The organism is Magnetococcales bacterium, assembly GCA_015231755.1.
GTDB lineage: Bacteria > Pseudomonadota > Magnetococcia > Magnetococcales > Magnetaquicoccaceae > Magnetaquiglobus.
In genome coordinates, this window is sequence record JADGAZ010000003.1 from 222599 (window position 1) to 245649 (window position 23051).

Here is a 23051-nt window from a genome sequence, read left to right on the forward strand (position 1 = left end):
TCTCAGAGACGCTCAAACATACCACTCCTCTTGAATCTCATGGGCAGGCATGGGGACCACCAGATGGGTCTCCTTGCGGCCTCCCCCGGAATCCACCACCATGGCCACCTCGGGCAATTCCCGCCCCTTGCCGAAACGGGCGGCGAGACGACAGGCCATCACCAGATCATCGGCAGAAGGGGTTCCTTCCACCAAGGTGACCGGACCCGGCAGATCCCGGGCGCGTACCAAGGCCCTGCCCTCCACGAAACCGGAGAGAAAATGGTTCTCCGACTCATCCCGACCGATCACCAGCTTGAAATGAGGCGCAGGCCGCAGATGACGACCGGCCTTGAGCAGCAGGATATCCTCCATGGCATAGGCGCGGCTGCCCCGGTACTCCCACAGATCCCGCAACTTGCGGGCATAATTTTCGTCGGTGAGAAAACAACATCCCCCGGCTGGAGAAGGATAGTCCTGAATGCCCATCCGGGCGGCCAGGGCCATTTGCGGTTTGCGGTTGCGACCGGAAAAGCCCATCAGTCGGTCCCGATCCACCCATCCGCGTTTTTCCGGCTCGGTCAAAGGCATGCGCAACGCGGTCAGAGGTCGGAGCAGCCATCCGCCGGCTCCGGATTCCCGGTCGATGACGGGAAAGGTGTCCCGGCGCTGGCTCATGGGCCGCTGTCCCAACACCTCGCCGGTGAACAGAAAATGAAACCCCATGGTCTGCATCATCTCGAAGGCTTTTTGCACCATGAAGATCTTGCAGTCCAGACAGGGATTGAGATTCTTGCCATAACCATGCTTGGGATCGGTGACGATGCGCACATAGTCTTCGGCGATGTCCACCAGATGCAGCCGAATGCCCAGATTGCCCGCCGCGTGCAGGGCGTCATGTCTGGGAGGCTGGGCCCCCGGCTTGGGATTGCGCATCGCCCCGGTATGGGACTGGATGCAAAACCCGGTGTGAAAATTGACACATTCGACCTCGATCCCCTGATCCATGAGCAGACGGGCGGCCAGGGTGCTGTCCAACCCGCCGGAAAGCAGTCCCAGGGCGCGTAGCGGAGTCGGACGATCGGTTGTGGAGGGCATGTTCATGGCTGTTTCATCCAACGGGCGGCGTCCAGGGCGTGGTAGGTGAGGATCATGTCCGCTCCCGCGCGCTTGAAACCGGTCAAGGTCTCCAGCACCACCCGGGGTTCGTCGATCCAGCCATTGGCGGCGGCGGCCTTGATCATGGCGTACTCCCCGCTGACATTGTAAACCGCCAAAGGCAGTTGAAAATGATCCCGCAACTCCCGCAGAATATCCATGTAGGCCAACCCGGGCTTGACCATGAGCCAGTCCGCCCCCTGTTCCACATCGTAAGTCGCCTCCCGCAGGGCCTCGCGCCGGTTGGCCGGATCCATCTGGTAGGCGCGCCGGTCCCCGAAGGCAGGAGTGTTTTCGGCGGCGTCGCGAAACGGACCATAATAAGCCGAGGCGTATTTGACCGCGTAGGAGAGAATCGGCACCCCACTGTGACCCGCCCCATCCAACGCGTGACGGATGGCTCCCACCATGCCGTCCATCATGCCGGAAGGGGCCACCATGTCCACACCCGCGTCGGCATAAGAGACCGCGGCCCGTCCCAGGAGCTCCAGGGTGGCGTCGTTATCCACTTCCTGGCCGCGCATGACGCCGCAATGGGCGTGATCCGTGTATTCGCACAGACAGGTATCGGCGATCACCCAGAGGTCGGGAAGCGCCCCTTTGATGGCGCGAATGGCTCTTTGCACGATTCCTTGCGAATCCAGGGCATCCGAACCCATGGAATCCTTGATTTTTGGGATGCCGAACAGGATAATTCCCCCAAGCCCCAGATCCAAAGCCTCCCGTGCCACGGGCAAAGCCTCGTCGATGGACAGTTGCGCCACTCCGGGCATCGAGGATACCGGCCTGCGTACCCCCTCGCCGGGAACGATGAACAATGGCAATACCAGATCTTCCGGGGCCAGACGGGTCTCACGCACAAGACGACGAATGGTCGGCGTGCGACGAAGTCGCCGGGGACGATGAACAAGCGAAGCGGTCGGCATGGGTGGGGATTCACTCCAACGGTCAGGATGGATTAAACAGAATCCCGAAATTATGAAGCGATTTTTCGTCCGCCCGCAAGGCGTCTCCAAAAAATCGCCCACTTGAGAACCAAACGCGACGCATGGACCGAAACAGCGCGCGACAGGAAAAAATGTGACATGGTGCAACGTATCGGGAATCGACTGCTGGTCGCCGCACGCAGTGACGTCGGGCGCGTTCGGACACTCAACGAGGATTCCTTTCTGGTCGATGACCAAATCGGTCTGCTCATCGTGGCCGATGGCATGGGAGGCCACGACGCCGGCGAAGTGGCCAGCAAACTGGTGGTGGAATCGATTCGTACCACCTTGAGCCACTTTCCCCGCTCTGACCCGGGCCACACCGCTCCCCTGCTGAGATCCGGCGCATCCAACCCGGACTCTTCCCTTCCGGGCTCCAACAGACTTGGCGCGTTCCAGGACGAACCCACCGTCGATGACGCCCCCAACCCGATTCTAAGCGTGGTGCAATCCGCCATCAACCGGGCCAACGCCGCGGTCAACGGGGCCAACGTCTCCCGCGGCTACCCGGACGGCATGGGCATGGGATCCACCCTGGTGGGCCTGTGGTTGCCGGAATACAGCGAACGGCCCGTGGTGTTCCATGTGGGAGACAGCCGGCTCTATCTCTTCAGCAAAGGCACGCTGAACCTCGTGACCCAGGACCACTCCATGTATCAGCAGTGGCTCAACTTTGGTTCCCGGGGACACCCGCCGGCACAAAACATCCTGCTTCAGGCCATGGGTCCCTCCAACTTCGTGACCCCGGATGTCGCCTTCCAGGATGTCGCCCCCGGAGATATCGCCCTGCTGTGCTCGGATGGGTTGAGCGGCATGATCACGCCGGCTAAAATCACCGCCGTTTTGAACGAAACCAACGAAACCAATCTGGATGACGCGTGCCAACTCCTGATCGAACTGGCCAAACGGGCCGGCGGCAAGGATAACATCACCGTCATTCTGGGTTATTTTTCGTGATCCATTCCAGACAACCAGACGTCAAAAACCGAAGAGGCCTCTCATGAGAGAAAACGCCAAGTTGGCCATTATGTTCGCCGACATCGCGGGCAGCACCAAACTCTACGAAACCATCGGCGACGCCAAAGCCCGCGAAATCACCTCCCGCTGCATCGAACTGCTCGGAGGCATCACGAAATCCCATGGGGGACGGGTGGTCAAAACCATCGGCGACGAGGTCATGTGTACCTTCCCCAGCGCCGACGCCGCCGCCGAAGCCTCGGTCCAGATGCAAGAGGACGTGGCCGCTCAGGCGGTCCGCTGGGGCACCGCCCTCAAAATTCGCGTTGGCTTCCATTTCGGGGATGTCATCAAGGAGAACAACGATGTCTTCGGCGACGCGGTCAATCTGGCCGCGCGCATGGCCGCCCAGGCCAAAGGGGATCAAATCATCACCACCGGCGATACCCTGGAGGTCATGAGTCCCCATCTGCGCATGGACAGCCGAATGTTGATCACCACCACGGTCAAAGGGAAATCCAAACCGATCCAGATCGTGGAACTGACCTGGGGCGAAGAGGAGGAGCTCACGGTCATGGGAGGACTCTCCCCCGCCATCGTCGCTCCCAAAACCACCCCTTCCATGGTGGTCTCCTTCAACGACGAAAGAGTCATCCTCAGCGAAACCCAATCCGTGGTCAGCTTCGGTCGCGGCTCCACCAACACCTTCGTGGTGCCGGACAACATGTCTTCCCGGGTCCACTCCCGGGTCGAATACCGTCGCGGCAAGATCTACCTCGTGGATCAAAGCACCAACGGAACCTATGTCATGAACGCCAAAGGTCAACAGACCTTCGTGCATCGGGACGAACTGCCCATCGAAGGTTCCGGCGTGATCGGCCTGGGTCGCATCGTCACCCCGGACGATCCTTTGGCGGTCCACTACAAACAGTAGACACCCCGCACAAGGCCAAACAGGATGGTCATGGGATCACCCCAAAAACAGGCACCCCCCCTCTGACCACCCCTTTTCCTTCCGCCCCGCACCCCAGACGACTGCGACGGCTCAGTCCAGGAACACCTCCTCGATCGACTGGGCTGTCAGGATACGCGGGGTCCAACGTTCCAGCAGGGGCGTGTCCGCCGCCTTGACCCGGGAAAGAATCGACTCCGGCACCACACCAAAACGGGCGCTCAACAGGCACAACACAATGGCGCGTTCCCCTTCCCGCAGACCTTCCTGCAATCCTTCCAGAATGCCCTCCTGACGGCCTTCCTGACGGCCCTCCTGACGGCCCTCCTGAAGCCCCTCCTGAAGACCTTTCTGACGGCCTTCCATCAACCCGGCCAGATGCGCTTCCCGTTTCCACTCCCTGACCCATTCATCCACGGATTCCGCCAACATGGTATGCACCTCCATCAAATCGCTCATCTCGGGGATCACTTCCGCAACCGCATGATGCTGTTTGGCCATTCTCGGCAGCAGGATCCGATTCAACCACAAGGTGAAGGCGCGGCGCAGCTCCTTTTGTTCCGGGGCGCGCAACCACGCATCCAGTTCCAAAATCACCTGCTTGACATCTTCGATATGACGGCTTTTCTCCAGCCGAAACAAGGCCGCCACCACGTTACCCATAGGTTGCAACGCCGATTCCGGCGTCTGCTGCGCGTTTACCAGCAGATAACGCATGCTGGGACGATAGCGCTCCATGCCGGGAGGATACTCTTCGATCAGGTCCGCCACGTCCATGGCCGCTGTCCAGCGTTGTTTGCCATTATACAGCACAATGACCAGCACGGGGGGAAATTTCTGACCCACCCCGATCCGGCCAGACTGACGCAAGTCCTGATAAAACAGCATGGTGTACAAATCATTGCGCACCGCCATGATGCCATCCACCGTGGATTGGGGCTCCAGGATCAAATAGAGGTAAAGCCAACGGGCGTGGTCGCGCCATTGAACTTTCCAGACCAGATCATCGATCCGCTTGCGGAAGTCATCGGTTACATAGACCGGATTGACCTTTTCCAGCGTGGCAAAATCCAGCCCCGTCACCCACTCCTCGTGGACAAAGCCGGAGACGAGATCCTCGACCATACGCGGATGGGAAAACAGTTTGGTGTAACCCAGATCATGGGCGTTCATGAAGCAATCGGATCTCCTTGCCGGATCGATGATCCGCAAGCACCGGGCAAAAAAGGCTACCGGTGATACGGCACCCCCCGCAGAAGGGTCATGGCACGGTACAGTTGTTCCAGGATCAACACCCGGACCAGCATGTGGGGATAGGTCATGGGACCCAAAGAGAGGATGAACGCGGCGGCGGATTTGACCGCCGGGTCCAGCCCATCCGGCCCGCCGATGAGCAGCACCAGCTCGGAACAGGCATCCTGCAACCAGTGATCCATCTGGCGGGACAACTCCGGGGAGGAGAGGGTCCGACCCGAAGCGTCCAAAGCCACCACCAAAGCGCCGGGAGGGATGCGGGCCAACAGGCGTTGTCCCTCCCGTTCCATGGCCTGACGGGGTGTCATCCCCTTGTCGCGTTTCTCCTCGGCCACGCATTCGACCCGCGTCGGGACAAAGTGATGCAACCGCTCCCGATACTCTTCCACCAGATCCCGGATCGGGGACGGCATGACGCGCCCCACGGCCAGGAGGGTGATTTTCATGTCTTGACCGGAGAGGAACGATCCTTGCTGTCCTTCCCTTTGTCTTTGTCCTTGATTTTATCTTTGTTCTTGCCTTTATCCTTCCGCTTTTCCGGTTTCGTTTCCGGTTCTGTTTCCAAATCCTCTTCCCAATCTGTTTCCGAATCCGCTTCCGAATCCGCTTCCCAATCTGTTTCCGAATCCGTTTCCGAATCCGCTTCCCAATCTGTTTCCGAATCTGTTTCCGAATCCGCTTCCGAATCCGCTTCCCAATCTGTTTCCGAATCCGAATCCATTTCCGGTTCTTTTGGCTTATCTTCGCGCACGGGACGGGCCTGGGGACTCCACAGTTTCTCCAGGTTATAAAATTCCCGCACCTCCTGAAGGAAGACATGCACCAAAACATCCCCCAGATCCACCAGTACCCAAGGAGCGCTTTCGGTCAATCCCTCGATGCCGCGCACATGGATTTTTTTCTCATGGGCGTACAGCAGCACCTCGTTGGACAAAGTGGAGACATGGGTGGAGGAGGTACCGGTGACAATCACGAAAAAATCCGCGAATCCGGAACGTCCCGCCAGGTCCACCAGCACCACATCCTGGCCTTTTTTGTCATCCAGCCGTTTTACCAGGTCGGCAGCCATAGCCGCGATCTCGGGTTTTTTCGTCACTTAAGGTTCACTCCAAGGGTTGAAGGGGAATCCACGCCGCAGCCATAAAGACCATGGGCACGGGCGTGTTCGATCACCGCATCCGGGGTCAGGGAACGCAGGTTTTCACCGGTTTGCAGTCGCCGCCGCAGCTCCGTGGAGGCGATGTCGAGCTGGGTGACCGGCAATGAAAAAAATCCATAACGACCTAGCCGTTGCCGATCCAAATCCGGCGCCGCAGCCACCCGGAACCGCTCCAGGTAGTCCAAAGCCGGACGCTCCGGATCCGGGACCAGGGAAAAACCGGGACGGGTCATGAGACAGACATGGGCCAGTTCGATCAAACGCCACCACTCCCGCCACAGATGCAATTCACGGGAGATATCGGCCCCGATCAACAACACAGGCTCCTCATCCGGGAAATGACGATGCCAGGCAGCCAGGGTTTCCACCGTATAGGAGACCCGCGGAGAGGCGGCCTCGATCTCCCATAAATCAAAGTCCGCCCAATCGGCCACAGCCAGCCGCACCATGGCCAACCGGTGAGCCACCGGGGCCAGGATCTCCGGTCCCTTGAAAGGGTGAACCCCGGTAGGAATCAGGACCACCCGATCCAATCCCAACGCCTCCATGGCCTCCCGGGCCGGGTGCAGATGACCGTAATGGGGCGGATTGAACGCGCCGCCCAACAGACCCGTTTTCAGGGTCATTGGCGCAATTGACCGTCCCCAAGCACGATGTATTTCAGACAGGTCAACCCTTCCAGCCCCACCGGACCCCGGACATGCAGCTTGTCGGTGGAAATGCCCATTTCCGCGCCGAGGCCGAACTGGAAGCCGTCGTTGAAACGGGTGGAGGCATTGACCATGACCGCCGAGGAGTCCACCTCCCGCAAAAACCGCATGGCGCGGGGGTGATCCCGGGTGACGATGGTTTCGGTATGGCGGGAAGAGTGGGCGTCGATGTGGGTCAGAGCCTCATCCAGGGTGGCGACCACGCGGATGGACAAAATCGCGTCCAGATATTCGGTATCGTAATCTTCCGGGCCCACCGGCACCACCGGGGCCGCTGTCCCCACCAGGGCACGGGTCTGATCGCAGCCCCGCAGCTCACAACCCGCCTCGCTCAACAGACGGCAGACCCGGGGCAAAAATTCCGCGGCCACGGCCTGATGCACCAACAAAGTCTCGGTGGCGTTGCACACGCCGGTCCGCTGCATCTTGCCATTGAAGGTCAACGCTTCGGCCATCTCCAGATCGGCGTAGCGGTCCACGTAGGTGTGACAGATGCCATCCAGATGTTTGATCACCGGGATGCGGGACTCCTCCATGACACGACGGATCAACCCCTTGCCCCCCCGGGGAATGATGATATCCACATGGCGGTCGCACTGGAGCAACGCCCCCACGGCGGCCCGGTCGGTGGTGTCGATGAACTGCACCGCGTCGGCGGGCAAGCCGGCGGCGCTCAATCCCAGGGCCAGACGTTGGGCGATGGCGCGATTGGAATGGATCGCCTCCGAGCCGCCCCGCAGGATCACGGCGTTGCCCGACTTGACGCACAACGCCGCCGCATCGGCGGTGACGTTGGGACGGGACTCGTAGATGATGCCGATCACCCCCAAAGGAACCCGCATCCGACCCACCAGCATGCCATTGGGTCGGGGTTTCATCTCGGTGATCTCCCCCACCGGATCCGGCAACGCCGCCACTTCCCGCACCCCGTCGGCCATGGACTGGATTACCTTGTCGGTGAGGCGCAAGCGGTCGATCATGGCCGGCTGCAAGCCATTGGCCTGGGCTGCGGCCAAATCCAGGGCATTGGCGGCCTGCAACGCCTCCCGGTCGGACACAAGCTGTTCGGCCATGCGGGCCAGGGCGAGATTTCTGGCCTTGCCGTCGATGGCCGCCATGATACGGGCTGCCGCGCGGGCCTTTTGGCCGATTCGTTCCATCATCCCGTGGGTATCGGTCATGCTCGTTTCACTCCTGTTGAATGGCGGCGGAAACCCGCAACTCCCGTGTCAGGACCAGGTTGTCCCGGTGGATCACCTCCTCGGCCCCGAGGTATCCCAAAACCCCCTCGAACTGTCGGCTGTGACGTCCGGCGATGCAGGCGAGATCGCTGCTGTTGTAATTGACGATGCCCTTGGCCACCTCCTGCCCATCTGGCGACTGGCAATGGACCACCGCGCCACGGGCGAAATCCCCCAGCACGTCGGTGATCCCCTTGGCCAGCAGGCTTTTGCCCTGGAGCAAAGCCGCCGAGGCGCCGGCGTCCAGCAGGATCTCCCCCCGCCCCACGCGGGCATTGACGATCCAACGCTTGCGGGCGGGCAGAGGATTTTCCAGGCCCAGAAACAAGGTACCCACCGGAGTCGCGGCAAACACCTCGGAGATGGGATCTTCCCGGAAACCGCTGGTCAAAACCATGCGACAACCGCTGCGGGCGGCCATGCGGGCGGCCTTGATCTTGGTGGCCATGCCACCCTTGCCCACCAGCGAGCCGACACCGCCGGCCATGGATTCGATTTCGGGGGTGACCCGCTCCACCAGAGGGATGAACCGGGCGGAAGGGTCGATGCGGGGATTGCTGTCGTAGAGTCCATCGATGTCGGAGAGCAGAATCAGCAGATCCGCATCCACCAAATCGGCCACGTTGGCCGAAAGGGTATCGTTGTCGCCGAACTTCAACTGGTCGGTCATCACCGTGTCATTTTCGTTGACGATGGGAACCAGTCCCAATTCCAGCAGGGTTTTCAGGGTGTCCCGGGCGTTGAGGTAGCGCTGCCGGTTTTCCACGTCGTCGCGGGTGAGCAGGGCCTGGGCCACATGGACGCCCAGGGTATCGAACGCCTCTTCGTAGTGGCGCATCAACACCCCTTGTCCGGCAGCGGCGGCGGCCTGTTTTTCCTGCACCGAGACCAGGGGACGATTGAGCTTGAGCAAGGGACGACCCGCCGCCACGGCCCCGGAGGTGACCACCACCACCCGGCGTCCGGTGGCCATGAGCGCGACGATCTCTTTGGCCCGGGCCGCGATCCAGTCGGGCCGCAGACCCTCGCCTCCGCCGGTCAGGAGATTGGAGCCGATCTTGACCACGATGCGCCGGGCCTGGACCACCTCACGCCACTCCCGGTGCAGGCGTTCCATCGGCTCATCGAGCCCAGACGCACTCGACGCCATCCTCGTCTCCATCCTCATCCCGATCGTCTTCCTCCAGCCCGTGACGCTCGCTGTTCCGACCCGCCTTGGTGGGGGCGTCATCGAGGGGGGCGTAATAGCGGTCCGGTTCCCGTTCGACCCGGGCGCTGCGTACCCGCTTGGCGAGGGCATGGATCAACGCCTCGATCCCCTCTCCGGTGACCGCCGAAATCCAGAAGATCTCCTCGACCTCCCCTTTCAGCCGTTTGCGGAATTTCTTGAAAATCTTCTTGCGGGCGTCCAGGTCCAGCAGATCGCATTTGGTCAACACGGCCCAGCGGGGCTTGGCGGCCAGGGCTGGCGAATAGGCGGCCAGTTCCTGTTCGATCATGCGGTAGCGGGCCAAAGGTTTGCCTTCGGCCATGGGGGAGGCGTCCACCAGATGCAGCAGCAGCGGACAGCGCTCGACGTGTTTCAAGAAGGCGCGCCCCAGACCTTTGCCCGCCTCGGCCCCTTCCACCAATCCGGGAATGTCGGCCATGACGAAGCCATCCGAGTCACCGGAGCGTACCACACCCAGATTGGGCACCAGGGTGGTAAACGGATAGTCGGCGATCTTGGGACGGGCGGCGGAAACCTTGGAAAGCAGTGTGGATTTGCCCGCGTTGGGCATGCCGGTCAGCCCCACATCCGCCAGGAGTTTCAATTCCAGCCAGATCCAGCGTTCCACACCGGGTTCACCGGGCTGGAACTGTCGGGGGGCGCGATTGACGGAGGTCTTGAAATGGGTATTGCCCAAGCCACCACGACCGCCAGGAGCGATGACAAATCGTTGATCCGCCTGCCATAAATCGCACAGGATCGAGCCATCGACGTCGTCGCGGGCCACGGTGCCCACGGGCACACGGATTTCCAGGTTGGAGGCCGAAGCGCCGGTACGGCACTTGCCCATGCCGTGGACACCCCGTTTGGCCTTGAAATGTTGCTGATAGCGGAAATCGATCAGGGTATTGAGATGGGGGTCGGCCACGAGGATCACATCCCCGCCGCGACCGCCGTCGCCGCCGTCCGGGCCGCCGAGCGGAACATATTTTTCCCGACGGAAGGAAGCGGAACCGCTGCCACCATCGCCGGAGCGAACGAAAATCTTGACCTCATCCAGAAAGCGCATGCGTCAGCTCGACTTCCTCAGCGGATTCCGGGTTTCGCGTGCGCGCCGGACCCCGTTGAGGAGGATCCGGCGCGTGCGAGCGGATTGATCAGGCGGCCACCACGTGGATATAGCGACGGTTGTTCCGTTCGCCAAAGGCCACGACCCCTTCCACCAGGGCGAACAGGGTGAAGTCGCGTCCCATGCCAACGCCTTCGCCCGGATAGACTTCGGAGCCCCGTTGACGGATGAGGATGTTGCCCGGTATGACTTTCTGCCCGCCGTAGCGTTTGACGCCCAGCCGGCGTCCAATGGAGTCGCGTCCGTTGCGGGTACTACCACCCGCTTTTTTGTGTGCCATGAGTCGTCTCCCGACGTGAACGAAGAACCATGCGCCCGACCGCGGAGGCGGGGCGCGGGTTTAAAAAACAGAAAGGTTGATTACGCCGTGATGCCGGTGACGCGCAGTTCGGTCAACTGCTGCCGATGGCCATGGGCGCGGCGATAATTCTTGCGCCGTTTTTTCTTGAAGACCAAGACCTTTTTGTCCTTGAACTGGCGCAAGATGGTGCCGGTCACTTGGCTGCCGGAGATTTCGTTTCCGGTCTTGAGACTGCCTTCGTCTGCCACGAGCAGCACGTCGGTCAGTTGCACCGATTCACCCTCTTCTCCAGGCAGTTTTTCGACGCGCACGACATCATTGACCGCCACTTTATATTGTTTTCCGCCTGTGCGGACCACTGCATACATGTCAACCACTCCTTATCTCTTTTGGTGCCGTCTGTGTCGCACGCCATCGCTAACGGCCCCGGCTTGTCCGGGGCGATCGGAAACTGTTTATTATCACTCTGGACCAGAAAATGTCAACCCAAAATTCCGCAACAATTCCAGGGTTTCAAAGATGGGCAGGCCCACCACTCCGGAATACGATCCTTCCACCCGCTCGACCAGAAAGGCGCCGACCCCCTGAATCCCATACGCGCCCGCCTTGTCGAGGGGTTCACCGGTGGCGACGTAGGCGCGGATTTCCTTATGCGTCAAATTCTTGAAACGTACCATCGTCTCCACCACCCGCACCCGGCCCACAGGTTCGGCGGCAGAGCAGACCGCGACTCCGGTCATCACCCGATGGTCCCGCCCCCCCAGACGGGCGAGCATCCGGGCCGCCTCTTCGGGTCCGGAGGGTTTTCCAAGGATTTCCAAATCGCACACCACGGCGGTATCCGCCCCCACCACCAGATCCACCCCCGACTCCAAAGCGGCGCGGGCCTTGGTCAGGGCCATGCGGGCCACATAGGCGGCGGGATCCTCGCCCGGATGCACGGATTCATCCACATGGGGCGGCCACACCTCGGGATCGAGTCCGATCTGTCGCAACAGCATCAAGCGTCGTTCCGAGGCCGAGGCCAGACGCAGGCGGGTGCCGGAAAATTGCCACAGATCAAGATTCAAGGTGGAGATATCCTCATTTACCAGATTTTTTGCCAAAAACCGCCTCCTGACCGGTCGAGAACACTTGACGGTTTCCGTCTTGCGATTCTATTGTGTGCAACCAGTTTTCCACCTTTCTGCTAGGTCGGCTGTGCGCAGGTCCGAACCCGGCAAAGATCATTATCGCGCTTGATCCCATGAAAAGCCAGCCATGAAACCGTCATCCCAATCCAATCTGCCGCCGGTCCTGAAACGCCTGGGTGAACTGATCGGACCGGATCTGGAGCGGACCAACGCGATCATCCTGGAACAATTGAACTCCCAGGTGGAGTTGATCCCGAAGATGGGGGCCCACATCATCGAAAGCGGGGGCAAACGTCTCCGTCCGGTGCTGACCCTGTTGACCGCCCGTCTGTTCGGATACGCCGGGGACGACGACGCCCTACTAGCCGCCGTGGTGGAGTTCATCCACACCGCCACCTTGCTGCACGACGACGTGGTGGACAAATCCAACACCCGCCGGGGACGGGCCACCGCCAACTCGGTCTGGGGCAGCAAGGCTCCGGTGCTGGTGGGGGATTATCTGTTTTCCCGTTCGTTTCAGATTCTGGTCGCCCATGGAGACCTGAAAGTATTACGCATCATCGCCGACGCCTGCGCGGTCATCTCCGAAGGCGAGGTGATGCAACTGGTGGCCACCAACGATCTGGCCACCAGCGAAGCCCACTATCTGGAAGTGGTCCAACGCAAAACCGCCACCCTGTTCGCCGCCGCCGCCCAGATCGGAGCCGTGCTCAATCACCGCTCCCCCGCCGAGGAACAAGCCCTGGCCCTCTACGGCATGCTGCTGGGCAAGGCCTATCAGGTGGTGGACGACGCCCTGGACTATTCGGCCACCAACGAGGTGCTGGGCAAAAGCGTAGGCGATGACTTCCAGGATGGCAAGATCACCCTGCCGGTGATCCACGCCTATCGCCACGGCAGCGAAGAGGAACGCCTCTTCTGGTCCGCCTGTCTGGAACGCAGGGAGTTCCCGGAAGGTGCCTTGCGCCGCGCCATTCAACTGGTGCGGGAACGGGGTTCCCTGGATTACGCCATGCAACGGGCCAAAGCCTTCGCCGCCGAAGCCAAAGCCCAACTGGCCGACCTGCCCGATACCCCGGAACGAGAAGCCATGGCCATGCTGGCGGATTTTTCTGTGGAACGCAGCTATTGACTCGGTTGAGTCATCGGTAGTATACTGTCTGGATTGGTTGGTTTATCGGGGTGTGGCTCAGTCTGGTAGAGCACAGCGTTCGGGTCGCTGGGGTCGTGAGTTCGAATCTCGCCACCCCGACCAACACCAATCCCAAAAGGGTCAGGCGAAACATTGCCTGACCCTTTTTTGATGCCAGCAATCAAGCTGTACTGCGACGATCGAGATCAAATCGGGCATCGCGGGGATCAATGGTAGATCTCTCGCCGGTGAACCGATCTTGACGACGAGGACCACCAACCGGTCATCCTCGATGGTATAGATGACACGGTAATCCCCCTCGCGGATCCGCCACAAGTTGGTGGTGCCGGTCAGTTTCCAGGATCCTGGAGGACGGGGATTCGTGGTCAGAACAAAAATCGCTTGCAGAATGCGCCGACGGATCCCGGCTTCCATTCGGTCCAAAGTCTTCTGGACCAATTACAGATCCACGGTGAAGGTCACGAGATCAACTCTTCCCTGGTCAGACCGTATCGCTCCATGGCGTCTTCCAGTGTCAATGCCGGCCCGTGGTGGCGGCCATACACTGCCAAGGCGGATTGGGCATCTTCGATGTCATGTCGCTCCTCCATTTCTTCGAGGTAACGACGCATGGCCTTGATGACACATTCATGAATGGTCTGGCCTGTCTCTTCAGCCATCATTCGAAAGGATTCTTCCAGATCATCCGGAAGCGCTACGGTGGTTTGCATGGTTCATCCTCCCTGACGGGCACGTTGTTTGATGGATACAGGAAGTCCATCCTGATTGCCATAGGATTGCGGCAATCCTATGGCAATCCCATGACATAAGACAAGCGGAAACGTGCAAAAACGTCTTGCAATGATTTAAAGGGTCCTGAGAGAGATGGCCCAACCCTTTTATTTTCAGCCTCTGTCCCTCCCCAAAAAACGCAACCCTTCCCCCACATAAACGCATTGACACCTCCTTGCCGATACCGTTATATACAAATAGTGATAACGCCACACCGACAAGGCAGTCATCCGACCTCCCCCCACGCCAAAAGGAGAACAACCTCATGAAAACCAGCGCACGCAACCAGTTTCCAGGCCGAATCCAGCAGATCACCATCGGGGCGGTCAATGCCGAGGTGATTCTCAATATCGGCGGCGAGGACTCCCTGGCCGCCATCATCACCAAAACCAGTGTGGAGCAGTTGGGACTGGCGCCGGGGGTGGAAGCGTATGCCATGGTGAAGGCCTCCTGGGTGATTCTCACCACCGACGACACCGTGCAAACCAGTGCGCGCAACCGACTGTGCGGCATCGTTTCCCGATGCGTCGAAGGCGCGGTGAACGGTGAAGTGATCCTGGAGCTGCCAGGAGGCCAATCGGTGGTGGCCATCATCACCAATGACAGCATACGCACGTTGGGACTGAAAAACGGCATGCGCGCCTGCGCGCTCATCAAATCATCCCACATCATCCTGGCGGTCCACGATTGAGGAGGTTTCCATCCATGAAAATTCACATCCTGTTGAGTGCGCTCCTGTGGTCCGGTTCCGCGTTGGCCGGGGAGGTCCAGGTGGCGGTGGCGGCCAATTTCACCGCGCCCGCCAAACAGATCGCGGCAGACTTTGAAAAAGAGACCGGACACAAAGCCACCCTCTCTTTTGGGGCGACGGGAAAATTCCATACCCAGATCAAAAACGGCGCCCCCTTCGAGGTGCTGCTGGCCGCCGACACCACGACCCCCGCCAAGTTGGAACAAGAAGGGGACGCGGTGACAGGCAGTCGCTTCACCTATGCCATCGGCCAACTGGTGCTATGGTCGTCGAAACCGGGGGTGGTGGACGACACCGGTTCCGTCCTGAAAACCGGTACTTTCACCCATCTGGCCATCGCGGATCCGAAACTGGCCCCCTACGGCGCCGCAGCCATGGAAACCCTCGCCGCGTTGAAATGTCTGGAATCCGTGCAATCCAAGTTCGTTCAGGCCGAAAATATTGCCCAGGCCCATCAGTTCGTGGCCTCCGGCAACGCGGAACTGGGATTCGTGGCCTTGTCCCAGGTGATGAAAGCGGGCAAAATAACCGATGGTTCCGCCTGGATCGTTCCGGCTCCTCTCCACCAACCGATCCGTCAGGACACGGTGCTGCTCAACAAGGGTAAAACCAACGCCGCCGCCCAGGCCTGGATGGACCATCTCAAAAGCGACAAGGCGAAAACCGTGATCCTCTCCTACGGCTACACACTTTAAGAAAAAATCACAGCCATGCCTGATTCCGCCGATCTGGCTGCCATCCGGCTGACCCTGGAACTGGCCACCGTCACCACGCTGCTGCTGCTGCTGTTGGGCACGCCGTTGGCGTGGTGGCTGGCTCGTACCCGCTCCCACTGGAAAAAAACCGTAGGCGCGGTGGTCGCCCTGCCGTTGGTGCTGCCCCCCACGGTGCTGGGATTTTATCTGCTGATCACCATGGGACCGGATGGTCCGATCGGGCGTTTGACTCAGGCATTGGGGTTGGGATTGTTGCCTTTCACCTTTCCGGGACTGGTGGTGGCCTCGTTTCTTTACTCCCTGCCGTTTGTCGTGCAACCGATCCAAAACGCCTTCGAGACCATGGGCAATCGCCCTCTGGAGGTGGCCGCCACCCTGCGGGCCTCGCCGCTGGACGCCTTTTTCACCGTGGCCATTCCCCTGGCCCGACCCGGATTTCTGAGCGCGGCCATTCTGGGATTCGCCCATACCGTGGGAGAGTTCGGCGTGGTGCTGATGATGGGGGGCAACATTCCCGGCGTGACCCGGGTGGTCTCGGTGCAGATCTATTCCCACGTCGAGGCGATGGAGTACAGCCATGCCCACTGGCTGTCGGGAGGTATGGTGGTCTTTGCCTTTGTGGTGCTGCTGGCGCTCCAGAGCCAACGCCCGGCGCGGCGATCATGACCATCGAGGCGCGCTTTTCCCTCTCCTGGCCCGGTTTTTCGCTGAAAGTTGATCTCCAATGCCCCGGCAAAGGGGTGACCGCACTGTTCGGACGCTCCGGCTCGGGCAAAACCACCCTGCTGCGCGCCATCGCCGGTCTGGAACGGGTGGAAGGGGGACGGCTGGTGGTCAACGGCGAAGTGTGGCAGGAACAACGACTGTTTCTGCCGACCCACCGGCGTCCTTTGGGTTATGTCTTTCAGGAGGCGAGTCTGTTTCCCCATCTTTCCGTGCGGGGCAATCTGGAGTACGGCAGACGTCGCGCCGACGGGGGGGATGGGAGCCATTTCGAGGCCATCATCGCCTTGCTGGGTATCGAAAATTTGCTGGAGCGGGGAGCGGAACGTCTTTCGGGGGGAGAGCGGCAACGGGTCGCCATGGCCCGGGCCCTGCTGACCCGACCCCGCATCCTGTTGATGGATGAACCCCTGGCCGCTTTGGATCAGGAACGCAAAAACGAAATCCTGCCCTACCTGGAACAACTGCACGCCGAACTGGCCATTCCGATGCTTTACGTAAGCCACTCCCCGGACGAAGTGGCCCGGCTCGCGGATCATCTGGTGGTGCTGGAGGCCGGACGGGTGGTGGGGGCAGGACCGTTGACGGAGATGCTCGCCCGGCTGGATCTGCCCATCCGTCTGGGAGAGGATGCGGGGGTGGTGCTGGAGGCGCGGGTGGTGCAGCGGGATCCACAATGGCATCTGGCCCAGGTGGCCTTTCCGGGGGGAACCCTGTGGGTGCGGGACAAGGGTCTACCTGTCGGTCAGGCGGTACGGGTACGCATTCTGGCCCGGGATGTGAGTCTGGCCTTGCACTGTATCACCGGCACCAGCATCATCAACACCGTGTCGGTGGTGGTGACAGGTCTGGGGGAAGACGCCCATCCGGCCCACTGTCTGGTACGCCTCGACGCCAACGGCACTCCGTTGGTGGCGCGGATCACCCGACGTTCCGCCGCCGCCTTGAAACTCGAACCCCACCGCCGGGTATGGGCGCAGATCAAGGGCGTGGCCCTGATCACCTGACCACCCGCTACCGGATCAAACCTTTCCAAACGAGGGACGCATGATCGAACTGCAAGGATCGGTCTGGATGACCATGGACGGCCAGAACATGGGCGGAGCGGGCCGGGTCGAATTGCTGGAGAAAATCGCCGAACTGGGTTCCATCACCCAGGCGGCCAAAGCCATGAAAATGAGCTACAAGGCGGCCTGGGACGCCATTGATCACATGAACAACACCGCAGGCGAGCCTCTGGTGGCGCGCATGGTGGGGGGCAAGGGGGGGGGATCCACCCGATTGACGGCCCGCGGGCTGCAACTGGTGGCCAACTTCAAGGTGATCGTGCAAGAACACCGCCGTTTTGTGGATCAACTCAGTCAACAGGCCCAGGGACTGGCGGAAGATCTGCAACTGATCCGAAAAATGAGCCTCAAGACCAGCGCGCGCAATCAATTTCTGGGCCGGGTTCAATCCATTCAGACTGGCGCGGTCAATGCCGAAGTCAGGCTTGATCTGGGTGGGGGAGTGGAGATCGTCGCCATCATCACCAACGAAAGCGTCACCCGGTTGGCCCTCGCACCCGGCCTGGAGGCCTATGCCCTCATCAAGGCACCCTGGGTGATCCTCACCACCGACGACACCCTCAAGACCAGTGCCCGCAACCGTCTGTGCGGCACGGTGGTTCGGTGTCAGGAGGGGGCGGTCAACGCAGAGGTGATCCTGGAATTGACCGCCGGCAAGACCATTGCGGCCATTGTCACCAACACCAGCATTCAATCCCTGGGCATCCGGGAGGGCATACGCGCCTGCGCCCTGATCAAGGCCTCCCACGTCATTCTGGCGGTGGCCGTCTGACCCGGTGGTTCATTTGGTCGAAAACGCCTTGGCGCCATTCCAATCCGCAGGAGGGGGAGTGCGCAAAAACTCCTGACAGCGTTGCCGATACAAGGTGGCCAGATGATGACCCGGCATCGAGGCCAACAGGCTTTCGCACCCCTCCAGCGCCGTCTGCCAACGCCGTTGCCGATAGTGGTCATGGATCGACAACCAGCGGTGCAACTCCTGCCGCTGCTCGGTGCCCACCCGCACCTCGTCCGGTCCCTCCTCCAGCCCCATCAACTCGAACAGGGTCAAAGGCAGGGAGGCCCCCTTGGGAATCACCCGATCCACAGGACGAAAGACAAAACCGGTTCCGGCCTGTTCCACCACCGCGCCGCTCACCAGGATGCGGGTGCCATAGACCTTGTTCAACCCCTCGATGCGGGAGGCCATGTTCACGGTATCCCCCATGGCGGTGTAGTCCATACGATCCTCGGAGCCGATGTTGCCGATGATGGCGTCTCCAGTATGCAAACCGAAGCGGGTGTACAGGATCGGCTGCCCCTGCCCGCTCCACATGCGGTTGAGACGCTCGTTGGCCACCAGAGCATACAAAGCCCCCAGACAGGCCATGCGGGCATGATCCTCCATGCGCACCGGAGCATTCCAGAAGGCCATGATGCTGTCGCCGATGTACTTGTCGATGGTTCCCCCGTATTCGTGGATGGCCATCCCCAGATGCTTGAAATATTCCGAAACCTTGCGGGTCAGTTGTTCCGGGGGCATGGCTTCGGCCATGGTGGTGAAGTCCGCCACATCGGTGAACATCAGGGTCAAGGCGCGACGTTCCCCTTCCAGCCCCATGGCCTCGCCGGTTTCGATCAGTTGGCGCACCAGGGCCTTGGGGACATACTGTCCGAAGGTGTTCAGGGCCACTTTCATGGCGCCGATGGATTCGGTCAACTGTCGGATCTCCTGCACCGACGAGCGGATCTGCACCGGACCGGACAACTGGAACTTGCGGATCAGTCCGGTTTCCGCCGCCAACTGACGCAGGGCGCGGGTGATGCCCACGGAAATGAACACCACGACGGGAATGGTGACCAACAACGCGAACAACCCAAACAGCAGACTGCGCATGCCGGTTTGGGCGATGGGCCCCAAAAATTCATCCAACGGAACGGTAATGGCGATCCAGGTGCCCTTGGCGTAGCGGGCGGCCACCGGGGTGATCTGACCGATGTACGTCTGGCCCCGCACCTCGAAAATGATGCTGTTTTGCCACTGTCCATCCTGCTGCCGATTTTTCATCAGGGCATCGAGCACCGGATCACCCAGATCCGCCACCGAGGCGATCACCGGCACTTGAGCGCCGGTGACGGGATCCCGTTCCACCCGCACGGATTTGGTTTCGTCGGGATGGGCGATCAGATCCCCGTCGTTGTCGAACAGAATCAATTGACTGGATGGCCGGAAATTCTGCTCCCGCAGGAACAAGGAGATGTGGCTCATGGTCAGATTGACCCCGATCACCCCCTGCCCGTCCCGTCCCTGAAACCGTCTGGAAACGGTGATGCCGGGTTTGTTGGTGACGCTGCCAACATACAGCCGGGAAATTTTCAAAGGGTTCGGATCCTGCTCCGGGATGAAGCCGGGCCGGGTGCGGGGATCGAACCGGCTTTTTTCCACCGGACCCGCGCCGATCTGCTGATCGTCTCCATTCAGGAAGGTCCACTGCTGACGGGCGGGACTCTCCCCGCTGGCCCCCTGAATGGTCAAAATCCCGAAAGCGGTGGCCCCAGGGGCCTGGAGAGAACGCAAGAATTCCGGATAGGCGCTCAGATTGGCCAGTTCCAGAAAATCTCCGCTATCTTGAACGATGTGCAACGAAACGATCTGCGGATGCTGATGCAGAATCTTCAACATCAGATGCAAGGCGGGATGAGGCTGCTCCAGGGAGGGGACAACCTGCATGGAGGGCACGACAGCCAGGATTTCCGCCAAGGCGATCACCGGATCGTAAGTGCCCTGGAACCGCTCCACGATCTTCTGGTTCATCTCGTGGAGCAACTCCCGGGCGGCGGTGGTGGCGGTGGCGGCATTCTCGCTGTAGTTGTACCAAGTCACCAGACCGGAAAATGTGCTCAACACAATCACAAAGATGGTCAACAGACTGACATGAAACGGCAAACCTTTCTCAAAGCGTCGCATGAACCACTCCCGTCAATCCAACCCTGTCAATCCAACCCCGTCAGACATTCCTGGCCATCGCAATCTGCAATTTATACCAATTTTTCACCATATGCCATCTTCCCCTCCAGAAATCGGCACCGGATGGTTGCCCATGGCCCCCCCTGACGCTCCTCAAAGGAACCCATTTCACCTTCTGGCGAATTCTTGACTTGCCCTTGGAGCCGCGCCGCCGTAAGCTGATTTTTTTTAACCGTTCTGCCCACAGGTGACGCCATGAATGACGCCGTGAATTCGTCCATGTCCCGCATCATTTCCATTCAACCGGTCACCCCTCCGGGCGCCGATGAAAAGCCAACCCTCACCCCGGCGGAAGAGTGGAACGAAAACCGCATCGCCATCGATCAACTCAGCCGCCAGGGCCAATGGCCCGAAGTGCTGGAACTCCTCCGACGCCTCACCACCAAACACAAAAACAACGAAATCTACAAGGCGTTGGCCCAACGGGTCTGGGTGGGACTCAAAACCCAGGCTCCATCCATCGAAGTGGTCCAATCCCTGTTTCATCTGCTCAACACCCTGGGTCCGAATCACGAACTGGCCCCGGCGGTATGCGCCCTGGCCCAACTGCTGGCCATCCACCGCACGCCCGACCATCCGGACCAGGCGTTGGCTATCGGTCAGACACAGCAGATGTTCTCCATGGTCTGCGGCGCCCTGAACATCACCGGTGAAGAGGCGTTCCAAAGCTGGATCAAGGCCAAACAGCTCGACGAGCCGGACCTGTTCATCCCCGAGATCATCCGGATGCTGGAAATGATGGTGGGCGATGACTGGTGGATCGATCGGGAGGGGTTGCAAAAAGAGCTGGAACAGGCCCAACAGGCAGCCTGACCCCGAAAAATCTGCGAGCCTATCGTCTGTTGCGCGCCCCTCCATGGATCCGTGCGGTTTTCTCCCTGATGTTGATCCTGCTGATCAACATCACGCTGGCGGATGATACCGAGAAAACCGAAAACGAGACACTCGAATATGAGGCTCAGATATCCGGACTGGAACAACAGCCGGAGATCGAAACCTCTGCGCGCCAAGTTCTGGTCACCTTCCAAAAGCAAAAAGATCCCCCGGTAAGCCGTTTTCTGTTGGCGCGCCGGGTGGAACAGGACAAAAAACGGCTGATGGATCTGCTGAAATCCCGGGGCTATTTCGACGCGGAGGTCCATGGAGAGTTGACCGGTGAAAAGCCCCCCCTGGCGGCCCGCTTCCGGGTGACCCCCAATCCCCGTTATCGCCTGTCCGCCCCCTCCTTGCGCATCGAACCCGCCGCAGCCCGGTTCACCCCGCCGGACTGGAAAAAGCTCAAACTCAACGAAGACGATCCCGCCGAAAGCGCCCGCATGATCCAGGCGGGCAACGAACTGATCCAGGCGGCCCACGAACAGGGATTCCCCAAAGCGAAAATGGCCTCCCGACGGGTGATTCGTGAACCGGAAACACACCGGATCACGGTTCACTATCATCTGGAAACCGGTCCCCGGGTGCAACTGGGGGATGTGGTGCTGAAAGGCAACGACAATGTGGATGGCGCCTTTCTCAAGCGACGGGTGCCTTGGAACCGGGGCATCGTCTATCATCCCAAACGGCTGGAAGAGACCCGACAGGCCTTTTCCGGCACCGGACTGTTCAGCGTGGTACGGCCCAAACTGGCGGAACAGCCCGACGACCGGGGATTGTGGGCCGTGGAAGTGGAACTCAAGGAACGCAAGCACCGCACCTGGAGGGCCGGTGGCGGATTCAGTACCGACCGGGGGGTGGAGGTGAACGGCGGCTGGGAGCATCGCAACTACCACGGCGCCGGGGAACGGTTGCGCACCGAAGCCAAGATCGGCATGACCACCCTGACCCTCTCCGGCACCTTCGAGATTCCGGATTACTCCCAACGGGGGCAGATGCTGAAATTCTCTGGCAAGCTGGACAAGGCCACGGAAGAGGCCTACGAAAACATCTCCCTGGAGCTGGGGGCCGGTCTGGTCCGTCAGGTGTTCGCCCCGGGGGGGGAAGGCTCCCTGACCCTCAATTATCGTCTCTCCCAGGTTCGGGAGTTGAGTACCGACAACGAAAACGCTTACAGCTCCCTCTCCCTGCCCCTGGCCCTGACCCTGGACCGCTCCAACGACCCCCTGGACGCCACCCAGGGATGGCGTTTTTCCACGGAGATCGCCCCCCACATGGCGGTGACCGGCTCCAGCGTCACCTTTTTGCGTTTTATCAACAAGGGAAGCCGCTACTACAGTTGGCCCGACGAACCCCGACTGGTGCTGGCGGCACGGGGGGAAATCGATACCACCCTGGGAGCCAATCAACAGGACATCCCGGTGGACAACCGGTTGTATGCCGGAGGCGGTGCGTCGCTGCGGGGCTATGGTCAGCAGATGGCCGGTCCTCTGGACGCCTCGGGCAAACCTTTGGGAGGACGATCCCTGCTGGCCTTGGGCACGGAAGTTAGATACCGGTTCACGGATACCATCGGGGCCGTGGCGTTTGTCGATGCGGGACGGGCCGACAGCGGGGTGATGCCGGGCAAGGGCTTGGATCTGCTGTATGGCACCGGAGCCGGTGTGCGCTACCAGACTGCGGTTGGTCCTTTGCGCCTGGACGTGGCCACCCCCCTGAACAGACGCGAAGGGGTGGATGCGGCTTGGCAACTCTACATGAGCATCGGTCAGGCCTTCTGACATGAGCGACCCCCCGCCGCCCCCCTCCCCCCCCGCTCCG

Annotated in this window: 23 protein-coding genes, 1 tRNA gene and 2 pseudogenes; 11 read left to right on the plus strand and 15 right to left on the minus strand. The window is 60.6% G+C overall.

Features of this window, described 5'->3' with window-relative positions; translation table 11 throughout:
* Window positions 1–12: 12 nt before the first annotated feature.
* Window positions 13–1077 (minus strand): tRNA (5-methylaminomethyl-2-thiouridylate)-methyltransferase, encoded by a 1065-nt coding sequence (locus HQL98_03425; protein ID MBF0271117.1) that lies wholly within the window; start codon window positions 1075–1077, stop codon window positions 13–15.
* A 2-nt stretch (window positions 1078–1079) separates the two neighbouring features.
* Window positions 1080–2063, minus strand: coding sequence for a porphobilinogen synthase (gene hemB / locus HQL98_03430; protein ID MBF0271118.1), 984 nt, complete (start codon window positions 2061–2063; stop codon window positions 1080–1082).
* 159 nt (window positions 2064–2222) lie between these two features.
* On the opposite strand from hemB, the gene HQL98_03435 reads away from it, so the two are divergent.
* Together HQL98_03435 and HQL98_03440 are read left to right on the plus strand one after the other, a co-directional pair.
* Window positions 2223–3080: a serine/threonine-protein phosphatase gene (locus HQL98_03435; protein ID MBF0271119.1), complete on the plus strand. Its 858-nt coding sequence runs from the start codon at window positions 2223–2225 to the stop codon at window positions 3078–3080.
* A gap of 43 nt (window positions 3081–3123) precedes the next feature.
* Entirely contained in the window at window positions 3124–4014 is an 891-nt protein-coding gene (locus HQL98_03440; GenBank protein ID MBF0271120.1) for an adenylate/guanylate cyclase domain-containing protein, read from the plus strand.
* Window positions 4015–4125: 111 nt separating this feature from the next.
* Here the strand turns inward: HQL98_03440 and HQL98_03445 are convergent, their stop codons facing one another.
* The 10 genes and pseudogenes from HQL98_03445 to maf form a co-directional block, all read right to left on the minus strand.
* The gene (locus HQL98_03445) at window positions 4126–5205 is read right to left on the minus strand and encodes an Rpn family recombination-promoting nuclease/putative transposase (protein MBF0271121.1); all 1080 of its coding nucleotides are present in this window, start codon (window positions 5203–5205) and stop codon (window positions 4126–4128) included.
* 56 nt (window positions 5206–5261) lie between these two features.
* A complete protein-coding gene (gene rlmH / locus HQL98_03450; protein MBF0271122.1) occupies window positions 5262–5732 on the minus strand; it encodes a 23S rRNA (pseudouridine(1915)-N(3))-methyltransferase RlmH in 471 nt (156 codons plus the stop codon).
* 320 nt (window positions 5733–6052) lie between these two features.
* Window positions 6053–6355 (minus strand): annotated as a pseudogene (rsfS, locus tag HQL98_03455) (ribosome silencing factor).
* A gap of 23 nt (window positions 6356–6378) precedes the next feature.
* On the minus strand, window positions 6379–7071 hold the full coding sequence (gene nadD, locus HQL98_03460) for a nicotinate (nicotinamide) nucleotide adenylyltransferase (GenBank protein ID MBF0271123.1): 693 nt from the start codon (window positions 7069–7071) through the stop codon (window positions 6379–6381).
* Window positions 7068–8315, minus strand: a complete 1248-nt coding sequence (locus HQL98_03465; GenBank protein MBF0271124.1) for a glutamate-5-semialdehyde dehydrogenase — start codon at window positions 8313–8315, stop codon at window positions 7068–7070. The genes nadD and HQL98_03465 overlap by 4 nt, the downstream gene beginning before the upstream one ends.
* Window positions 8316–8343: 28 nt before the next feature.
* On the minus strand, window positions 8344–9513 hold the full coding sequence (locus HQL98_03470; protein ID MBF0271125.1) for a glutamate 5-kinase: 1170 nt from the start codon (window positions 9511–9513) through the stop codon (window positions 8344–8346).
* A gap of 4 nt (window positions 9514–9517) precedes the next feature.
* Entirely contained in the window at window positions 9518–10675 is a 1158-nt protein-coding gene (gene obgE / locus HQL98_03475; GenBank protein ID MBF0271126.1) for a GTPase ObgE, read from the minus strand.
* A gap of 88 nt (window positions 10676–10763) precedes the next feature.
* A complete protein-coding gene (gene rpmA / locus HQL98_03480; protein MBF0271127.1) occupies window positions 10764–11015 on the minus strand; it encodes a 50S ribosomal protein L27 in 252 nt (83 codons plus the stop codon).
* Window positions 11016–11095: 80 nt separating this feature from the next.
* Window positions 11096–11404: a 50S ribosomal protein L21 gene (rplU, locus tag HQL98_03485; protein ID MBF0271128.1), complete on the minus strand. Its 309-nt coding sequence runs from the start codon at window positions 11402–11404 to the stop codon at window positions 11096–11098.
* A 93-nt stretch (window positions 11405–11497) separates the two neighbouring features.
* The gene (gene maf / locus HQL98_03490) at window positions 11498–12037 is read right to left on the minus strand and encodes a septum formation protein Maf (protein MBF0271129.1); all 540 of its coding nucleotides are present in this window, start codon (window positions 12035–12037) and stop codon (window positions 11498–11500) included.
* Between the two features lie 259 nt (window positions 12038–12296).
* Here maf and HQL98_03495 point away from each other — a divergent pair, with 259 nt between their 5' ends.
* Entirely contained in the window at window positions 12297–13301 is a 1005-nt protein-coding gene (locus HQL98_03495) for a polyprenyl synthetase family protein (protein MBF0271130.1), read from the plus strand.
* Between the two features lie 46 nt (window positions 13302–13347).
* Window positions 13348–13424 (plus strand) — tRNA-Pro (locus tag HQL98_03500).
* A gap of 18 nt (window positions 13425–13442) precedes the next feature.
* Here HQL98_03500 and HQL98_03505 read toward each other — a convergent pair.
* Window positions 13443–13784, minus strand: a pseudogene (locus HQL98_03505) (type II toxin-antitoxin system RelE/ParE family toxin).
* Window positions 13781–14032 carry a hypothetical protein gene (locus HQL98_03510; protein ID MBF0271131.1) on the minus strand — a complete coding sequence of 84 codons (252 nt, stop codon included), beginning with the start codon at window positions 14030–14032 and terminating at the stop codon, window positions 13781–13783. The pseudogene HQL98_03505 and the gene HQL98_03510 overlap by 4 nt, the downstream one beginning before the upstream one ends.
* A 326-nt stretch (window positions 14033–14358) precedes the next feature.
* Here HQL98_03510 and HQL98_03515 point away from each other — a divergent pair, with 326 nt between their 5' ends.
* The 5 genes from HQL98_03515 to HQL98_03535 are packed head-to-tail and all read left to right on the plus strand — an operon-like array spanning window position 14359 to window position 18122.
* Window positions 14359–14784, plus strand: a complete 426-nt coding sequence (locus HQL98_03515) for a TOBE domain-containing protein (protein ID MBF0271132.1) — start codon at window positions 14359–14361, stop codon at window positions 14782–14784.
* Between the two features lie 14 nt (window positions 14785–14798).
* Window positions 14799–15539, plus strand: a complete 741-nt coding sequence (gene modA / locus HQL98_03520; protein MBF0271133.1) for a molybdate ABC transporter substrate-binding protein — start codon at window positions 14799–14801, stop codon at window positions 15537–15539.
* 15 nt (window positions 15540–15554) lie between these two features.
* Window positions 15555–16226, plus strand: a complete 672-nt coding sequence (modB, locus tag HQL98_03525) for a molybdate ABC transporter permease subunit (GenBank protein MBF0271134.1) — start codon at window positions 15555–15557, stop codon at window positions 16224–16226.
* A complete protein-coding gene (modC, locus tag HQL98_03530; GenBank protein ID MBF0271135.1) occupies window positions 16220–17290 on the plus strand; it encodes a molybdenum ABC transporter ATP-binding protein in 1071 nt (356 codons plus the stop codon). Before modB ends, modC begins: the two co-directional genes overlap by 7 nt.
* Before the next feature lie 40 nt (window positions 17291–17330).
* Window positions 17331–18122, plus strand: a complete 792-nt coding sequence (locus tag HQL98_03535; GenBank protein MBF0271136.1) for a TOBE domain-containing protein — start codon at window positions 17331–17333, stop codon at window positions 18120–18122.
* A gap of 9 nt (window positions 18123–18131) precedes the next feature.
* On the opposite strand, the gene HQL98_03540 is transcribed toward HQL98_03535, so the two are convergent.
* Window positions 18132–20297: a hypothetical protein gene (locus HQL98_03540; GenBank protein ID MBF0271137.1), complete on the minus strand. Its 2166-nt coding sequence runs from the start codon at window positions 20295–20297 to the stop codon at window positions 18132–18134.
* Between the two features lie 255 nt (window positions 20298–20552).
* Here HQL98_03540 and HQL98_03545 point away from each other — a divergent pair, with 255 nt between their 5' ends.
* Together HQL98_03545 and HQL98_03550 are read left to right on the plus strand one after the other, a co-directional pair.
* Window positions 20553–21170, plus strand: coding sequence for a hypothetical protein (locus HQL98_03545; GenBank protein MBF0271138.1), 618 nt, complete (start codon window positions 20553–20555; stop codon window positions 21168–21170).
* 68 nt (window positions 21171–21238) lie between these two features.
* Window positions 21239–23011 carry an outer membrane protein assembly factor gene (locus HQL98_03550; protein ID MBF0271139.1) on the plus strand — a complete coding sequence of 591 codons (1773 nt, stop codon included), beginning with the start codon at window positions 21239–21241 and terminating at the stop codon, window positions 23009–23011.
* The last annotated feature ends 40 nt before the right edge of the window (window positions 23012–23051 follow it).

Excerpts from the sequence above, each read along its gene's own strand:
- HQL98_03425 (MBF0271117.1), bottom strand. The coding sequence starts at position 1,077 with ATGCCCTCCACAACCGATCGTCCGACTCCGCTACGCGCCCTGGGACTG.
- hemB (MBF0271118.1), bottom strand. The coding sequence starts at position 2,063 with ATGCCGACCGCTTCGCTTGTTCATCGTCCCCGGCGACTTCGTCGCACG.
- HQL98_03435 (MBF0271119.1), top strand. The coding sequence starts at position 2,223 with ATGGTGCAACGTATCGGGAATCGACTGCTGGTCGCCGCACGCAGTGAC.
- HQL98_03440 (MBF0271120.1), top strand. The coding sequence starts at position 3,124 with ATGAGAGAAAACGCCAAGTTGGCCATTATGTTCGCCGACATCGCGGGC.
- HQL98_03445 (MBF0271121.1), bottom strand. The coding sequence starts at position 5,205 with ATGAACGCCCATGATCTGGGTTACACCAAACTGTTTTCCCATCCGCGT.
- rlmH (MBF0271122.1), bottom strand. The coding sequence starts at position 5,732 with ATGAAAATCACCCTCCTGGCCGTGGGGCGCGTCATGCCGTCCCCGATC.
- nadD (MBF0271123.1), bottom strand. The coding sequence starts at position 7,071 with ATGACCCTGAAAACGGGTCTGTTGGGCGGCGCGTTCAATCCGCCCCAT.
- HQL98_03465 (MBF0271124.1), bottom strand. The coding sequence starts at position 8,315 with ATGGAACGAATCGGCCAAAAGGCCCGCGCGGCAGCCCGTATCATGGCG.
- HQL98_03470 (MBF0271125.1), bottom strand. The coding sequence starts at position 9,513 with ATGGAACGCCTGCACCGGGAGTGGCGTGAGGTGGTCCAGGCCCGGCGC.
- obgE (MBF0271126.1), bottom strand. The coding sequence starts at position 10,675 with ATGCGCTTTCTGGATGAGGTCAAGATTTTCGTTCGCTCCGGCGATGGT.
- rpmA (MBF0271127.1), bottom strand. The coding sequence starts at position 11,015 with ATGGCACACAAAAAAGCGGGTGGTAGTACCCGCAACGGACGCGACTCC.
- rplU (MBF0271128.1), bottom strand. The coding sequence starts at position 11,404 with ATGTATGCAGTGGTCCGCACAGGCGGAAAACAATATAAAGTGGCGGTC.
- maf (MBF0271129.1), bottom strand. The coding sequence starts at position 12,037 with ATGCTGTTGCGACAGATCGGACTCGATCCCGAGGTGTGGCCGCCCCAT.
- HQL98_03495 (MBF0271130.1), top strand. The coding sequence starts at position 12,297 with ATGAAACCGTCATCCCAATCCAATCTGCCGCCGGTCCTGAAACGCCTG.
- HQL98_03510 (MBF0271131.1), bottom strand. The coding sequence starts at position 14,032 with ATGCAAACCACCGTAGCGCTTCCGGATGATCTGGAAGAATCCTTTCGA.
- HQL98_03515 (MBF0271132.1), top strand. The coding sequence starts at position 14,359 with ATGAAAACCAGCGCACGCAACCAGTTTCCAGGCCGAATCCAGCAGATC.
- modA (MBF0271133.1), top strand. The coding sequence starts at position 14,799 with ATGAAAATTCACATCCTGTTGAGTGCGCTCCTGTGGTCCGGTTCCGCG.
- modB (MBF0271134.1), top strand. The coding sequence starts at position 15,555 with ATGCCTGATTCCGCCGATCTGGCTGCCATCCGGCTGACCCTGGAACTG.
- HQL98_03535 (MBF0271136.1), top strand. The coding sequence starts at position 17,331 with ATGATCGAACTGCAAGGATCGGTCTGGATGACCATGGACGGCCAGAAC.
- HQL98_03540 (MBF0271137.1), bottom strand. The coding sequence starts at position 20,297 with ATGCGACGCTTTGAGAAAGGTTTGCCGTTTCATGTCAGTCTGTTGACC.
- HQL98_03545 (MBF0271138.1), top strand. The coding sequence starts at position 20,553 with ATGAATGACGCCGTGAATTCGTCCATGTCCCGCATCATTTCCATTCAA.
- HQL98_03550 (MBF0271139.1), top strand. The coding sequence starts at position 21,239 with ATGTTGATCCTGCTGATCAACATCACGCTGGCGGATGATACCGAGAAA.